This is a genomic window from Pseudomonas sp. 10C3 (assembly GCF_036346185.1).
In the GTDB taxonomy this organism is placed as follows: Bacteria; Pseudomonadota; Gammaproteobacteria; order Pseudomonadales; family Pseudomonadaceae; genus Aquipseudomonas.
Genome location: NZ_JASJVE010000023.1, coordinates 44,076 through 58,386, shown reverse-complemented (window position 1 = coordinate 58,386; position 14,311 = coordinate 44,076). Strand labels below are relative to the sequence as shown.

At 59.0% G+C, this 14,311-nt stretch carries 8 protein-coding genes; 6 read left to right on the top strand and 2 right to left on the bottom strand.

Annotated elements, in window-relative coordinates; translation table 11 throughout:
* Positions 1 to 71: 71 nt before the first annotated feature.
* Genes QN399_RS20820 through QN399_RS20810 form a run of 3 tightly spaced genes read left to right on the top strand, consistent with a single transcriptional unit; the run spans position 72 to position 4,288 of the window.
* The gene (locus tag QN399_RS20820; protein WP_322217272.1) at positions 72 to 740 is read left to right on the top strand and encodes an ABC transporter ATP-binding protein; all 669 of its coding nucleotides are present in this window, start codon (positions 72 to 74) and stop codon (positions 738 to 740) included.
* A 1-nt stretch (position 741) separates the two neighbouring features.
* On the top strand, positions 742 to 3,222 hold the full coding sequence (locus tag QN399_RS20815; RefSeq protein WP_330201548.1) for an FtsX-like permease family protein: 2,481 nt from the start codon (positions 742 to 744) through the stop codon (positions 3,220 to 3,222).
* Positions 3,212 to 4,288, top strand: a complete 1,077-nt coding sequence (locus QN399_RS20810) for a lipocalin-like domain-containing protein (RefSeq protein ID WP_330201547.1) — start codon at positions 3,212 to 3,214, stop codon at positions 4,286 to 4,288. Before QN399_RS20815 ends, QN399_RS20810 begins: the two co-directional genes overlap by 11 nt.
* A gap of 90 nt (positions 4,289 to 4,378) precedes the next feature.
* On the opposite strand, the gene QN399_RS20805 is transcribed toward QN399_RS20810, so the two are convergent.
* Positions 4,379 to 9,004 carry an NEL-type E3 ubiquitin ligase domain-containing protein gene (locus QN399_RS20805; RefSeq protein WP_330201546.1) on the bottom strand — a complete coding sequence of 1,542 codons (4,626 nt, stop codon included), beginning with the start codon at positions 9,002 to 9,004 and terminating at the stop codon, positions 4,379 to 4,381.
* Positions 9,005 to 9,247: 243 nt separating this feature from the next.
* Here QN399_RS20805 and QN399_RS20800 point away from each other — a divergent pair, with 243 nt between their 5' ends.
* A complete protein-coding gene (locus tag QN399_RS20800; protein ID WP_322180538.1) occupies positions 9,248 to 9,826 on the top strand; it encodes a DUF4337 domain-containing protein in 579 nt (192 codons plus the stop codon).
* A gap of 121 nt (positions 9,827 to 9,947) precedes the next feature.
* Here the strand turns inward: QN399_RS20800 and QN399_RS20795 are convergent, their stop codons facing one another.
* On the bottom strand, positions 9,948 to 10,184 hold the full coding sequence (locus tag QN399_RS20795) for a hypothetical protein (protein WP_322180540.1): 237 nt from the start codon (positions 10,182 to 10,184) through the stop codon (positions 9,948 to 9,950).
* A 580-nt stretch (positions 10,185 to 10,764) separates the two neighbouring features.
* Between QN399_RS20795 and QN399_RS20790 the strand changes: the two genes are divergently transcribed.
* Positions 10,765 to 12,537, top strand: a complete 1,773-nt coding sequence (locus tag QN399_RS20790; protein WP_330201545.1) for an N-acetylglutaminylglutamine amidotransferase — start codon at positions 10,765 to 10,767, stop codon at positions 12,535 to 12,537.
* Positions 12,538 to 12,540: 3 nt separating this feature from the next.
* Complete coding sequence (ngg, locus tag QN399_RS20785; protein WP_330201544.1) at positions 12,541 to 14,289, top strand: N-acetylglutaminylglutamine synthetase; 1,749 nt, start codon at positions 12,541 to 12,543, stop codon at positions 14,287 to 14,289.
* The last annotated feature ends 22 nt before the right edge of the window (positions 14,290 to 14,311 follow it).

Genomic DNA, 14,311 nt, shown 5'->3' with positions numbered 1-14,311 from the left:
GTAATCTGCCTGACACATGATGGCGGACACCCGCTATTCTTTGCCTACCCCTTTGTCAGGCGAGTGACTTCATGCTTCAGGTGCAAGGCGTGTTCAAGAGCTACGCGACGCCACAAGGCCCGCTGGCGGTGTTACAAGGGGTCGATTTACAGCTCGAACACGGCAGCAGTCTGGCACTGATGGGAGAGTCGGGTAGCGGTAAAAGCACCCTGCTGCACCTGGTGGCCGGGCTGGACCAGATCGATCGCGGCAGTATCCGCGCCGGCAGGCATCGTCTGGATCAAATGAGCGAAGCACAGCTTGCCCATTGGCGGCGCACCGAGATCGGCCTGGTGTTTCAACAGTTCAACCTGATCAGCAGTCTGTCAGTCGACGACAATCTGGCGTTCCAGGCGCGCCTGGCCGGACGTTATGATCCGTCCTGGCAAGCACAGCTGATCGAGCGGCTGGGACTCGGCGCGCTGCTCAAGCGCTACCCGGAACAGCTGTCCGGCGGCCAGCAACAGCGGGTTGCCATCGGCCGCGCGCTGGCCTCGCGTCCCGGCCTGCTGTTGGCCGATGAGCCCACGGGCAATCTGGACGAAGCCACCAGCGATGAAGTCCTGCAACTGCTCCTGGACCTGCTGAAAAACACCCCGACCAGTTTATTGATGGTCACCCACAGCCCGCGAGTAGCGGCTCGATTGGCAAGCAGAGTGGTACTGCATCGCGGGCGACTGGCCGATGTCGGCGAGCGCTGAGATGCGCGTATTTTATTGGACATTACACGCCCTGCTCAGCCATTGGCGTCAGCACCCGGTGCAGTTTTTCAGCGTGCTGACCGGACTGTGGCTGGCGACCAGCCTGTTGACCGGCGTGCAAGCGCTGAACAGTCAGGCGCGGGAAAGTTACGCCCGTGCCAGCCAGTTGATCGGTGGCGAACCCCAAGCCAGTCTGAGCGCACCGAATGGCGCGTCCTTCTCTCAGGAGGTGTTTGTCAGTCTGCGCCGCGCGGGTTGGCCGGTGTCTCCAGTGCTGCAAGCACGCCTCTCGCTCAAGGGGCATGACGATCAGCGCCTGCAATTGATGGGCATCGAACCGGTGTCGCTGCCAGGCGGTTCGGCGGTGGCCGGGCAAGCCCTGGACATGGCGCAGATCGTTGGATTTTTCAGCCCGCCGGGCAGCACCTGGATCGCCCCGCAAACCCTGCAGGTCTTGGGTTATCACGAAGGTGACCAACCCCTGACCGAGAATGGGCTGGCCTTGCCACCGCTGCACAGTCAGGCCGACATGGCCCCGGGGTTACTGCTGGTGGATATCGGCTTCGCCCAACACCTGCTGGGCATGCCTGACCAAGTCTCGCGGCTGTTGTTGCCTAAAGACTTTGCGGCCACACAACCGGCATTGCCTGCTGAACTGGTCGGGCAACTGGTGCTCAAGAGCAGCGGTGAAGAAAACAACTTGTCGCGCCTGACCGAGAGTTTTCATTTAAACCTCGATGCACTGGGCTTTCTGTCGTTCGTGGTCGGTTTATTTATCGTGCATGCCGCCATTGGCTTGGCACTCGAGCAGCGGCGCGGACTGCTCAGGACTCTGCGCGCCTGCGGTGTCAGCGCCCGTATGTTAATCCTCAGCCTGGGCGTGGAGCTGGGTGGCCTGGCCTTGCTGGGAGGCCTCGCCGGGGTCGTCAGCGGTTACTTCCTGGCCAGCCTGTTGTTACCCGATGTCGCCGCCAGCCTGCGGGGCCTGTACGGCGCCGAAGTGGCCGGACAATTGAGCTTGAGCCCGTTGTGGTGGGCCAGTGGTGTGGGTTTGAGTCTATTCGGTGCATTGCTGGCCGGGGCCAGCAGCTTGTTGCGTGCAGCGCGGTTGCCACTGCTTGCCCTAGCCAACGCACAGGCCTGGCATCAAGCCTATGCTCGCTGGTTGCGACGCCAGGCGTGGGTGGCGGCCATCGCAGGCATGACGGCGTTGTTGGCCTTGTTATTGGGTGACAGCCTGGCCAGCGGTTTTGTGCTGATGGCCGCCCTGATGCTGGGCGCGGCACTGAGCCTGCCGGTGCTCCTCAATGCGCTGCTTAAAGCCTTACTGGGCCGCAGTCGTTCGGTATTGGGCCAGTGGTTTCTTGCCGATTGCCGCCAGCAGTTACCGGCGTTGAGCCTGGCGCTGATGGCGCTGTTGTTGGCCCTGGCCGCCAATATCGGTGCGGGCAGCATGACCTCGGGATTTCGCCAGACATTCAATAACTGGCTGGAACAACGGCTGACCGCAGAGCTGTACCTCAACCCACAGAACCCGGCCCAGGCACATAGCCTCCAGACCTGGCTCAACGAGCAGCCACAGGTGCAGGCCGTGTTACCCACCTGGCAGGTCTCGATCCAGCTACAGGGCTGGCCTGTGGATGCAGTCGGCGTGATCGACCACCCGACCTACCGTCAGCACTGGCCGTTGCTGGACACTCAGGCGGACGATCCCTGGGATCAACTGGCCCGGGACGACACCCTGATGCTCAGCGAGCAACTGGCACGCAGGCTCAAGGTTCAGGTCGGCGATCAATTGACGATTCCCACACCACAAGGTCAGTGGTCGCCGCGCATCGTCGCGATCTACGCCGACTACGGCAATCCCAAGGGCCATCTGCTGGTCAACGCTCAACACCTGCTGCGCTATTGGCCGCAGTTGTCGCCCAATCGCTTCAATCTGCGCATCGCCCCTGTGTCGGTGCCGCCGCTGGTGCGCGAACTTCAGTCGCGCTTTGCCCTGGAAGACAGTCGCATCGTCGATCAAAGTCGGCTCAAGGGCTGGTCCACACAGGTCTTCGAACGCACCTTCGCCGCCACTGCCGCGCTCAATAGCCTGACACTGGGGGTCGCGGGAGTGGCGTTGTTCATCAGCCTGCTGACCCAAAGCCAGAGTCGGCTCGGACAACTGGCGCCGCTGTGGGCACTGGGCGTGACCCGACGCCAACTGATGCTGCTCAATCTGGGACAAACCTGGCTGCTGGCAGTACTAACGCTGTCACTCGCATTGCCATTGGGTCTCCTGCTGGCCTGGTGCCTGGACGCGGTAATCAATGTGCAAGCCTTTGGCTGGCGTTTGCCGTTGCAGGTGTTCCCTGCCCAACTGGTGCAGTTGATGGCCCTCGCCCTGCTCGCGACCTTGCTGGCCTCGGCGTGGCCGTTGATCAAGCTGTATCGCAGTCGCCCGGCAGACCTGCTGAGGACCTTTGCCAATGAGGATTAGATGGCCATGGCTCTTGCTCGGCACCCTGCTCTTGAGTGCCTGCGATGATCAAAAGCCGCCCGCCGATGGTTTTGCCGGGCTGGGTAACCAGGCCTCGATGTTTGCTCGAGTCGTCCCGGGCAAGGTGTTCAGTTTTCCTCGAGATCACGGCGCCCACGACGGTTTCCGCATCGAGTGGTGGTACCTCACCGCCAACCTCAAAGATGACCAGGGCCGGACCTTCGGCGTGCAATGGACGTTGTTTCGCAACGCGCTGAGAGCCGATACCCAGGTGCAGGGCTGGAGCAATCAGACGATCTGGATGGGCCATGCCGCCGTGACCTCCGCCAGCCGGCACTATGCAGCCGAACGCTATGCCCGTGGTGGCGTCGAGCAGGCCGGGGTTAACGCCTCGCCGTTCAAGGCGTGGATCGATGACTGGACATTCGACAGCCGGTCGGGCCTCGAAAACCCGCTGGCAAACATGCAACTGCAAGCCCGTGGACAGAATTTCAGTTATCGACTGCAACTGACAACCAGCCAACCGCTGGTACTGCAAGGCGAGCAAGGTTTCAGTCAGAAGTCAGAACAGGGCCAAGCCTCGTATTACTACAGCCAGCCATTTTTCCAAGCTAAGGGCACCGTCGAAATAGACGGCAAGACGTATCAGGTAGCGGGCCCCGCCTGGCTGGACCGTGAGTGGAGCAGCCAGCCACTGACCGCCAATCAAACGGGCTGGGACTGGTTTTCCATGCACCTGGACAGCGGCGAACAACTGATGCTGTACCGGATGCGGCAGAAAAACGGCGAGCCGTATCTGACAGGCACCTGGATCAGCGCTGACGGCCAGACACAGGTATTGAAGGGGCCAGAGATCCAGCTCACGCCACTGACCTCGAGTGACGTCGCCGGGCACGCGCTGCCAACCCGCTGGGGAGTGAAAATCCCCGAAAAACACCTCGACATCACCACAACCGCGCTAAACCCCAATGCCTGGATGAACCTGCGCATCCCGTACTGGGAAGGCCCGGTGCAGTTGAGCGGAAGTCATTCGGGCACCGGGTATCTGGAAATGACCGGGTATTAAGTCGAGCGAGGGCTCACACCCGACACTTCCCGACAGCCGAAGGCACTTTGGCTGCCGGGCAGTCTGCGGGAGACGATCAAATGACCGTGATCAAATGCCTTCCAACGTCCACCGTTCCAGCAAGGTCAACTCGCTCAACACGCGCAGCTCTTCTTCCTCTCGCTCCTGGCGCAAGGCATTCACCTGATTGAGATACTCACCCTCCATTGCCGGGGGTGCCGCTGTGAGGTCTTCGAGTCGGAGATCGAAAGCCGCCAGTCGTTCCTCGAACCGAGCCACATAGTGCTGGTGCAAGTAATCGCTCCAGAAGCGCTTCTGGATCATCGAGTCAACGTACTCAAGCGCCTGTTCACGCTGCAAAACGGTGCCTTCGGCGCTGATGATCGCATCCTCGCTCACCCCCGCTATCCGCCGATAATTCATGCCGTGGGGCTGTGCAGGCAAACCCAGCCGGTCAGCCAGATCCGTTCGATAAGCCAAACGTACCTCGGCTTCATCGACGAGCAATCTCATGCTCTTCCTGGTGGCGATATCTTTCTCGGCGATTGCTTCGACGGCCTCGAGACGAAACAGACTCTTACCCAGCTTGAACAAAACACCGCCTTTGCCTTCCTCGGGCACGTTCAACAGGGCATTTCGGCTGTAGACCTCCACCTGAACATCGCTGAACAGCAAGCGCGCACCGTCTGTGCAGGTTTCACAACCTTGTGCAGCTCGCGCATTCAGAATGCCTCGCAACTCAGCGTCTTCTGCCGCAGCCTCCAGCACCCCAAGTACTTCAATGGTCAGTTCTTCACGGACCCGGTTGAAATCCTCGCTGCCTCGCAATTGTTGAATCAGCGATAGCAGGTCGGGGGCATCGTTGGTCTCCTCAACCCGTTGCCACGCGAGCTCGATTCGGCTGTTCAGTGAATCACTTCCCGGCACTTGCCAGAGATGCACACCCTCCGCGGCCTGCGGATCTGGAGTCGGTGGCTCCGAGTCTGAAGATTCAGGAGCGGAGAATAGATCGTCCGAAGCCTCAGACTCCGAGGGCGACGAGCGACGTGAGTGAAGCGCCCTAATGTCGTCCGGATAATCCGCAAGCAACGAATATCGCTGATTCCAGCCACTGTCATTGACCCATGCGGTCTGCAGATCGTCATGGGAAATCGGATTCCCGTAGGCCCTGACAGTCAAATGTTGGTTGCTGTGGCGTTGGTTCTGCAAAATATGATCGGGTAAATGCACGATCTGGTTATCGGATATGTCGAGTTCCTGCAGTGGAATGTCCTCGACCCACTGCGGCCATTCGGTCAACCCCATCGACTCAAGGGCTAACACGTCCAGTCTCAATCCGCTGCTACCGGCAAAGCTGCCCAATGTATTGCCCGACAGATCCAGCGTCAGCAACCGAGGCATAGCAACGAATATATCCATGGCCTGCTGATTGATCACCATGTCCTGACAAGCTATGGACACATAATTCAGTTGGGCGAACCCGGTCAGCCCCGCAGGCACACGTGAAAGCCCGCCGTTAGTAATAGACAGCTCTTTTAGCCCTGTAAATTTGCTCAAGAACACATCGAACTGCTCGGCATCAGCCGTCACATTGCTTAGGATGATTTCTTCGATTTTGCTGTAGTAATCCGGCAGATCCGGCAGATCGGAGAGGTCAGGCAAGGTAACGGAATCGAGACTAAACGTAGTGCGCGGCTCTGGCATGACGGCTATCACATGCTCGCTGTAGCGCCAGGCACGAGAAAGTTCGTCTGCGATTCGCCCTCTTGTTTGACGTTCCAGCGCAGTCAGCAGCGGATTGGACTCCGAAATATCGACCCAGCCGTCCAGCGCATTGCGCAAAGTGCCAAATGCTTGAATCTGCTCATTCAAACGCGCACTGACCCGCGCTACATCTCGGCCGGCCAACCGGTCGACGTGGCCCGCATCAGCGCTTTCAGGATAAAACGTGCGCAGTCTTTCGCTGAGCGCCTCTGCGCTCTCTTGCTGGTACACAACAGCCGCTGCCATCGCCCCACGTCCACTCAACAGGTAGCCGATTCGGCTATTGGATAGACGGGACGGCACAGTGAAGCTCTGTTTGGCGCGCGATTGGCCGAGAACCCTGGCCGCGTGATCACGTTGACCCATGGCGACTGCGGCCAAACGCTCTCTGAACTGGCTGACGTTCCAGACGCCGGACACGCCAATCGACTCGCGGGCCGAGTCCGGCAACGCCTGCATGACCGCCGTAAAAAAATCAGCAGGCGCGTGTAGCTCGTTGCCCTCGCTGTCATGAGCCTGATAAGTCTTGCCACGCTTGACCAGCGTTTTAACCTGCGATGCCGTCGGGCTGCCGACACGATTAAGCAACTCGCCGCCCGTCGAGCCCTGTCGGACCTCGATCATCAGGTCTGTCGGCCAGCCCGGCAGTTTTTCAAGCGAGACCAGCGCGAGCTTTAGGGTGTCTGGGTGCGCACTGCCCGAGGCAAGGAAAAAACCTTCATAGGCACGGTTCAGTTGTGTTTCCCGTACATAAACACGGGCTTGTCCCGCCAGTCGCGAAGGAATGCGTTGCTGCCCGGTCATCTGCGCAATTTCGGTCGCATTAGCCTCGACAATGATCTCCTTGGCGGCTGCCGTTGTAATGCTCGGAAAGTCCCGTTTGATCACATTGATGAGCGGATCGGCGGAGGCCTCGCTAGCCTGATACTGCGCGTTGAATATTGCGGGCAAGTCCTCGTGCGCACCGGACTGCACCAACTCTTGGTCCAGTCGAAACCGTTTTATGGTGTCCGCCAACTGTGGTGTCGGAGCCTGGTTTCCCAGGTGGATCCTGCGCAGCAGCGTTTCATCGGTCCCTGTGAGTGCCAGAATGTGCTCGGCTGTTTTTTCGGAAAAGGAATCTACCGAATACCCCAACCGCTTGAATAACGTGTTGATCTGCCAGCTGTGCGGGCTTTCGCCCTCGACCCGCCATGCGCCTGCGCCGTTATGTTCAAGGAGGGGCGAATACGTTTCGACATAGACCGGGGGCTTGAGCCGCCAGGTGTTGATCGCCGGATCAAGCGCTATCCGATAGAGTTTGTCGTTCAATGGCAGGTAGTCCTTGCCCTCAAGCGTGATGCGCCCTTCGGCATCCGCCGCGACCCAATCAGGCAGCAGTACGTCAGACTCAAACGGCTTGAGGTCAACCTTCCACAAACGACTCTGACCATTGGCCAGTTTTACTTCGATCAGCGTGTCGATAAAGGCCGAACCTTCAACGGCCGGCACGTGGGACGCCCCGCTCGCCCCCAACGCAACGATCAAGGCGGCATTGCTTGCCACACCAAAAAGGTGCGCCAGCGCTTCCTCGACTTCCGCATGATTCCAGGCCTCGACACCTTCGAATAACTCGTTGAACAGCTGCGCGCCGGCGACCACCATCATGATTTCGCCCACACCCGGAACGAAAAAGGCCGCGAGATTCAGGACACTCAAACCAATGCTCAGAAACTCATCGTAGAAGGCCAGGCTGCTCTTGAAATCCTCATCGTCGGTGCGCACCACCAAGTAGCGCGCATCATCGAGCACTTGTTGCAGTTGCTGACGGTAAAGGGTCAAGAACAGGTTACCCACCAACGGCGTTTCGCCGAAGCTCAGGGTGGCATTTTTATCCAGCGTTTGCGTCCAGATGGCACTTGGACTGGGGAACATTCTCTTGATCAAGGACGTGCCAACTGCGCCCTTCTGCAGAACAGGGTCTGGGGTGAAGACGCGGTAAGGCAGCGAAGGGAAAAGACGTGTGTTCAGGGCTTTGAAAAAAGCTGGCCGCTGCCGTTGAGTGATAAAACGACTGAAGAACTGCTGATAATCCGCTGACCCCAAACGCTCGGTCAGCGCCTTGGCGAAATCAGCAGTTGAGGCGTACTCCTTCAACGGGTGCAGGGGGTCTCCCGGGATATACGCCACGCAGGGCAACGCCTTTCCATCCTCATGGCTTCGATCCGCGCTGATCACCACTATTTTATGGATCGGCGTCTCGAACAGGGTCAATCGTACGACACTCGGCAGTGACGCCTCCGAGCGCTGAGCGGCCACCTGCAACATCATCTGATGGGCACTTTCGCTGATATCCCCTTTGATGCGCGCGACAGTGATTTCAACCGATAGCGCATCCCGCTCACTGACCAGGAACAGCGCTCGACGATTAGCACGTACCGCCACAGGGTTTTCATCCAGCCCGGTGTAGGGCTGAAATACCGAATCGAGGTGATCCTGATAGAGTTGCCCCAGGTTCAGATTGCGACAGGCACGGGCGAACTGTTCAGGGGTAATAGGCAGACGCTCTCCAGAGTGCTCATTGAGGAATACGCCAGAGCCTGTTTTGAAGGCGCCGTCTTTACCCTCGTGCGCTTCGAAGTTTTGCAGCGCAGCTTCGAGCAGACTGCTGCTGGATGTTCTGTAGTCGACGTTGCGGTTAAAGAATATCGCGGTGCGCACATCGACTTTCACGTTGAACCAGTCTTGCAACGCCTTGGTCAACAAAGGCTCGGCGAATGTGTCAATGCTCTGCAGTTCCTCAAGCACCTCGGCGACCCGCGTTCTCGAAAAACTACTGACTGCCATTTGCACCCGCAGGGTTTCACGTAGCGTGGGGTCTGCCTCTTTTAGCCAGGCGGGGGTATTGCTCTTGATGAAATGGAGGTTGGGTTGAACTGGATTTTTAGCGTTTGAACGAGGTGAAACAGTCATAAAACACAACCTGCTGGCATGAATAGGACTGACCACGTTATGCATTCGAAAGGTTTAACTGAGGTACACAATTAGCACCGACGAAATCAGCCCTTCTGTTTTGCATAACCGTGTGGGAATTGGCTAAACGCAGAGGGTGTGCTCTGGGTCGAAAAAATGGTGCCCGGCACGTCGAGAAATAGCGCCTTCGATGATGACTACCTTTACACTTCACCACTTATCCACTCCCAAAGACCAACGTCCATGTCTGAAGACTTCGAAGTCCCCAGTCCGCACGAACATCACCTGAAACACGTCAACGAACACGCCCATGCCAGCGGCGACAATTTCGCGGGCAAGATAGCGGTGATGACGGCGATTATGGCGACCCTCGGCGCATTGCTCAGCTATCAGGCCGGCTCCACGGAGAGCGAAGCGGCCATGGACAAAAACAACGCCGCGATCAAGAAAACCGAAGCGTCCAACCTGTGGAATTACTACCAGGCTAAATCCAGCCGGCAAAACCTCTCTGAACTGGCGATCCATATCCCCGGCCTCGATGCCGCGCATTACACCGCCGAAGCCCTGCGCTATAAAAATGAGAAAGAAATCGTGCGCAAGAACGCCGAGGCCCTCGAAACAGAGGCTCGAGAGTGGGATGAAAAGTCAGAGTTGGCACTGCATCAGCATCACCGCTGGGCGCAGGCGATGACTGCGATTCAGATCGCTATTTCGCTGGCGGCGATTACCTTGTTGACGCGCAAGGAGTGGCTCAAAAAGGTGGCGTACAGCGCAGTGGGTGTCAGTGTCGTGCTGGGCACACTGGCGTGGTTCCATATTTAAGTCGGACCAGAGTCCCTTCTTATCGTCGGCCACGGCAAAGGCCGATTCAATCATCGAGCCGTCCACCCCGCCAGCAAGAACAGCTGCTGGCGGCATGAGCCCTGTCATCAAACGTTCGGTTTCAGCGACCAAGCCAGGTGAACGCGAGATCAATACCGTGTCGCAAGGCCTCGCCGAAGGTGCGCCACTCGCCCATTTCCTCGCCGAGCTTTACCCTGTCATTGCCAGCCTTGAGCCAAATAGTAATTCCGATAGGCGCCATACTTTTTGGATCTCCCCAAATGAAGTCAATCTTTGCTTGCTCTCCGTTCGGATGGATATAGTCCACGGGATAAGGTCTTTCCACAACCAAATGCATGGCAATCTCCTTGAGCCGGCCCCGCGCCGGAATACACAAATAGACCATGAATTGAAATCACGCCACTCCGCGAAGTCCCCCTCTGCCCCATAAAAACAAGGTCCCCCCCCCAAAAAACCGGGGCCAGAGTAGTGGAGCTTGTCGATTAATTTCCCGATGCATGTGACGCCCTATCCCCCTACGTCATTTCCAGGCGCTTTCTTATACCTGTCGCGCCCGGGAGCGTTGATGGCCCTGCGCGGCAGCGAGGTCGACCCGCGACAGCGAAACGCCCGAACCTGTCGGATACACGTCGATGAAAACGTCCGGGAAAAGCTCCCGACCAAAGCCACACGGGAAATTTTATTGAACGATCGGGCTCTGCATGCACTCGAAAAAGTCAGACCACTTACGGCGGCGCGCTCTGATGAGGCGCTTGCGCCGGAGGGGACGGGTGAAAGATCAGAGCACTATGTCCGTTCCAAAACAGGACCTGAAACAGGCTGTGTGAAAACGACTGCGCTCGGCATGAAGCACCGCGGTGGTACGTACCAAGCACCCATAGCCTTGGAGGGTCCGGAACACATAGGGTTTATGCACCATGTGCGGATTAGCTGGAGAGTTACGTTTCGACCATCAACCGGCAGACATCGCGGCGGTTGAACGGATCACCCATCATTTGGCCCCTCGCGGCCCGGACGCCTGGGGTTTTCATAGCCAGGGACCTATTGCCCTCGGTCACCGTCGACTGAAAATCATGGACCTGTCCGAAGGCTCGGCACAGCCCATGGTCGACAATCAGCTGGGGCTGGCGCTGGCGTTCAACGGTGCCATCTACAATTTCCCGGAACTGCGCGCTGAACTGGAAGCACTCGGCTATCCGTTTTATTCTGGCGGCGACACCGAAGTGCTGCTCAAGGGCTACCACGCCTGGGGCGTCGATCTGCTGCCCAAGCTCAACGGCATGTTTGCCTTCGCCATCTGGGAGCGTGACACCCAGACCTTGTTCATGGCTCGCGACCGACTGGGTGTAAAGCCACTCTACCTGTCACACACCGACAAGCGCCTGCGGTTTGCCTCATCGTTGCCTGCGCTGCTCAAAGGCGGCGATATCAGCCCGATGCTCGACCCGGTCGCCCTGAACCACTACCTGAATTTCCACGCCGTGGTTCCAGCGCCGCGCACCCTGCTCGCGGGCATTGCAAAACTGCCACCTGCCAGCTGGATGCGCATCGACGCCAGCGGCAAGACCGAACAGAAAGTGTGGTGGCATCTGCCCTATGGCCCGCATGCCGACGAAGCGAATCTGACCCTCGAAGACTGGAGTGACCGGGTGCTGGACAGCACCCGTGATGCGGTGGCGATTCGTCAACGTGCAGCGGTGGATGTCGGCGTTCTGCTGTCTGGCGGCGTCGACTCCAGCCTGCTGGTCGGCCTGCTGCGGGAAGTCGGGGTCAAGGAGCTGTCGACCTTTTCCATCGGTTTTGAGGATGCCGGCGGCGAACGCGGTGACGAATTTCAGTATTCGGATCTGATCGCCAAACACTACGGCACTCAACATCACCAGTTGCGCATCAACGAAAGCGAAATCATCGAGCAGTTGCCTGCGGCGTTCCGTGCCATGAGCGAACCGATGGTCAGCCATGACTGCATTGCCTTCTATCTGCTCTCGCGAGAGGTGGCCAGGCACTGCAAAGTGGTGCAGAGCGGGCAAGGTGCCGATGAGCTGTTCGCCGGGTATCACTGGTACCCACAAGTGGACGGCGCCAGCGACCCTTATGCGGCCTATCGCGCAGCGTTCTTCGACCGCACGTATGACGAATACGCCGCCACCGTGCAGCCCCAGTGGCTGACCGCCAATGACGCAGCTGGCGACTTTGTCCGCGAGCATTTCGCCCAACCTGGGGCCGACGCCGCTGTGGATAAAGCACTGCGTCTGGACAGCACGATCATGCTGGTCGATGACCCGGTGAAACGTGTCGACAACATGACCATGGCCTGGGGTCTGGAAGCGCGTACGCCGTTTCTCGACTATCGCCTGGTCGAACTGTCGGCCCGAGTACCGGGGCGCTTCAAGTTGCCCGATGGCGGCAAGCAGGTACTCAAAGAAGCGGCGCGAAGGGTGATCCCGGCCGAAGTGATCGACCGCAAAAAAGGCTATTTCCCGGTGCCGGGGCTCAAGCATTTGCAGGGCGACACGCTGAATTGGGTACGCGACCTATTGCTCGACCCGAGTCAGGACCGAGGCCTGTTCAACCCGGCCATGCTCGACAAACTGCTGACCGATCCCGAGGGCGAATTGACCCCCTTGCGCGGCTCCAAGCTATGGCAGCTCGCAGCGCTGAACCTGTGGCTCAGCGAACAAGGACTTTGATCGATGAAACACAATGCTTCGGCTTTTAGCCAACGCCTGTTGCGCGGCCAGGCGCCCTCTTATGAGCGCCTGCAAGCACGCTTCGCGGAAGACGGCAGCGAGCCTGACGCCCAACCTCTGGCCCTGCATTGCGGCTGGGGCCGGCTGCTGATCGGGCACACCTATCCTGACCCGGCGACGCTGGCTGACGACTTGCTCAATGAGAAGCTCGGCGAGCGTGACATCGCCCTGTATGTCGCGGCGCCCCAGCAGGTGCTGGCGCAATCGCCACAACAGCTGTTCCTCGACCCGTCCGATACCTTGCGCCTGTGGTTCAGCGATTACCGTCCGGCACAGCGGGTGTTTCGGGGTTTTCGTATTCGCCGTGCGCAGAACGATGCGGATTGGCAGTCGATTAACAACCTGTACCTGGCGCGGGGCATGCTGCCCATCGCCCCTGCCCTGCTGACCCCGCGCCATCAAGGTGGGCCGGTGTACTGGATTGCCGAAGATGAGAGCAGCAATGCCGTGATCGGCAGCGTGATGGGCCTCAACCATCAAAAAGCCTTTCATGACCCGGAGAACGGCAGCAGCCTGTGGTGCCTGGCCGTTGACCCGCAATGCACCCGGCCGGGTGTGGGCGAAGTGTTGGTGCGGCATTTGATCGAGCACTTCATGAGCCGTGGCTTGAGCTACCTTGATCTCTCGGTGCTGCATGACAACCTGCAAGCCAAAAACCTGTACGCCAAGCTTGGTTTCCGCAACCTGCCGACCTTCGCCATCAAACGCAAGAACGGTATCAATGAATCCTTGTTTCTCGGGCCAGGACCACAAGCAGACTTCAACCCGTATGCGCGGATCATCGTCGAAGAGGCCCATCGACGTGGTATCGACGTACAGGTCGATGACGTCGACGCCGGCCTGTTCACCCTCAGTCATGGCGGACGTCGTGTGCGCTGCCGTGAATCCCTGAGTGACCTGACCAGCGCCGTCAGCATGACCCTGTGTCAGGACAAGAGCATGACCCACCATGCACTCAAGGCCGCAGGCTTGAATTTGCCGGCCCAGCAATTGGCAGGCAACGTCGATGACAATCTGGATTTTCTGAACGAACACGGGCAGATCGTGGTCAAGCCGCTCGATGGTGAACAGGGTCATGGCGTCGCAGTGGACCTGCGCACGATTGAAGACCTCCAGAATGCCATCGAGCGCGCCCGCCCGTTCGACAGCCGGGTGTTACTCGAGAGCTATCACCCGGGACTGGACCTGCGCATCGTGGTGATTGGCTTCGAGGTGGTGGCGGCCGCTATCCGCAGACCAGCCGAAGTCATCGGTGATGGTCACCATGCAATTGGCGCGCTGATAGAAGCGCAGAGCCGACGTCGTGAGGCCGCTACATCGGGAGAAAGCCGTATTCCGCAAGATGAAGAAACCCAACGCACAGTGCGCGACGCAGGGTTCGACTACAACACCGTGTTACCACCGGGTCAGCGCTTGGCGGTCCGACGCACCGCCAATTTACACACCGGCGGTTGCCTGGAAGACGTCACGGCAATCCTGCACCCCGTACTCGCCGATGCGGCCGTACGTGCGGCTCGAGCGCTGGACATTCCAGTGGTGGGCCTGGATTTGATGGTGCCCGCTGCCGACCAGCCGGAGTACGTGTTTATCGAAGCCAATGAACGGGTCGGCCTGGCAAACCATGAACCGCAACCGACCGCCGAACGTTTCGTCGACCTGCTGTTTCCACACAGCCTGCCGGCACACAGCTAACCGCATCGCTTCAGGAGCGCCC

Excerpts from the sequence above, each read along its gene's own strand:
- QN399_RS20820 (WP_322217272.1), top strand. The coding sequence starts at position 72 with ATGCTTCAGGTGCAAGGCGTGTTCAAGAGCTACGCGACGCCACAAGGC.
- QN399_RS20815 (WP_330201548.1), top strand. The coding sequence starts at position 742 with ATGCGCGTATTTTATTGGACATTACACGCCCTGCTCAGCCATTGGCGT.
- QN399_RS20810 (WP_330201547.1), top strand. The coding sequence starts at position 3,212 with ATGAGGATTAGATGGCCATGGCTCTTGCTCGGCACCCTGCTCTTGAGT.
- QN399_RS20805 (WP_330201546.1), bottom strand. The coding sequence starts at position 9,004 with ATGACTGTTTCACCTCGTTCAAACGCTAAAAATCCAGTTCAACCCAAC.
- QN399_RS20800 (WP_322180538.1), top strand. The coding sequence starts at position 9,248 with ATGTCTGAAGACTTCGAAGTCCCCAGTCCGCACGAACATCACCTGAAA.
- QN399_RS20795 (WP_322180540.1), bottom strand. The coding sequence starts at position 10,184 with ATGCATTTGGTTGTGGAAAGACCTTATCCCGTGGACTATATCCATCCG.
- QN399_RS20790 (WP_330201545.1), top strand. The coding sequence starts at position 10,765 with ATGTGCGGATTAGCTGGAGAGTTACGTTTCGACCATCAACCGGCAGAC.
- ngg (WP_330201544.1), top strand. The coding sequence starts at position 12,541 with ATGAAACACAATGCTTCGGCTTTTAGCCAACGCCTGTTGCGCGGCCAG.